The sequence below is a fragment of the Vibrio sp. D173a genome, assembly GCF_030248475.1.
In genome coordinates, this window is the sequence record NZ_JAHGAH010000433.1 from 1 (window position 1) to 1,419 (window position 1,419).

At 44.5% G+C, this 1,419-nt stretch carries 2 protein-coding genes; both read right to left on the bottom strand.

Annotation, left to right across the window (positions count from 1 at the left end; all coding sequences use genetic code 11):
• Positions 1-130 precede the first annotated feature (130 nt).
• Positions 131-607, bottom strand: a complete 477-nt coding sequence (locus KIV40_RS26510; protein WP_005431498.1) for a copper chaperone PCu(A)C — start codon at positions 605-607, stop codon at positions 131-133.
• A gap of 92 nt (positions 608-699) precedes the next feature.
• Positions 700-1,161 (bottom strand): hypothetical protein, encoded by a 462-nt coding sequence (locus KIV40_RS26515; protein WP_285352162.1) that lies wholly within the window; start codon positions 1,159-1,161, stop codon positions 700-702.
• Between the last annotated feature and the right edge of the window lie 258 nt (positions 1,162-1,419).

Sequence of the window (1,419 nt, forward strand, 5' to 3'; positions counted from 1 at the left end):
TCCATACCATTGAACGAGTAGGGAATCTCTAAAGTGCACATCAGTACAATCAAATGTGCACACGGCTAGAATCATAGGTACCAAAAGCAAAAGAGCCCGCTGAAGTAGCGGGCTCTTTTCGTTTAAGCGATCAATGATGGTGCGTATGCTTCTCCATGTGGTCTTTCTTCTCAACCGCCATTTCTACTTCCACTTTACCTGCTTTTTTGAACGTCAAAGTCACAGGGAAACGGTCGCCTTCTTTAAGCGTTTGGGTTGGGTTGAAGATCATTAGGTGGAAGCCGCCTGGCTTGAATTCCACTTTTTGCTGAGGCTCTACCACGACTTCATCAATCTTAATCATCTTCATCATGCCGTCTTCTTTCGTGTGAGTATGAATCTCCACACGGTCAGCAATCGGTGTTGAAGCCGCAATCAGCGCGTCATCAGCGTCACCTAGGTTGCTTAACTGAAAGAAACCGCCAATCACAGGGGCATTTGGTGGCGCTTCACGGCTCCAAGGATGATCAATGTGAATCTTGCCTGCTTCGTATTCGTGAGCAAGGCTGAGTGGGCTTAGCATAAAAGCGATAAGGGCGATGGCTGTGGTTTTCATCAGTTTGATCATTTGTGTTTTCCTTTTTAATTCTGGCTGTTCTCTATCGATTATTCGATAGGATTAATACGTTATGTTTATTTACCGACTACTGCGTTGAGTATTTAGGCGTGGAAAACACACGGCGGAGACTGCTTGGGCGCTACGTACTTGTAAACTTTTCTTCCGCAAGCTGCGAAATGGTAGGGTGTGAAAACGTGCTTGGTGCGTCGTAACCAAGAGAGCGTGGTCAGATACAGACCGAACGCGATAGCGATAAAGAATTGCGCCGCTTGCAATAATGGACATTCAAACTGAAACCCATCGTGCAGATTAAGATTTTGAACAAATTCAGAATTGGGCAGTGCGTTGGCTTCAATCAGTTCGTTAATATCCACCCATTTAAAGCCATCAGCGGTACACAGCAACACCTTTTCATCTTGAACTTGGTTTAGCCAATTTTCGCTGTGGATTTGCGTAGGGTTCAGTGCCGCAGTAGACGTTAGGTACAGCTGAAACAGCACAGCGATGATTATTGCGACTGCGCTTACTGCCAACTTTCCTTGTTGTGTTCTGAGTGTACCCATACGACGCGATAGTGAGAATTTTTAACGCGGCGATACTAACAAACGAATAATAAATTGTAACTATCCGTTTATAAAACGGTGATGTGAGTGTGTTTTATTTGTTCTATGGTGGTTTGTTCTGAGACGCGAAATCGCAAATACCCTTATCTGGCTGCGGCTCCAAATCATTGTTGAACTGAATGTTTCAAATTTAGCTGATGGCTTTACGTGCTAGAATCGTGCTTATTCGATTCAAAGTGACTAGGGCGTGTTGATCTT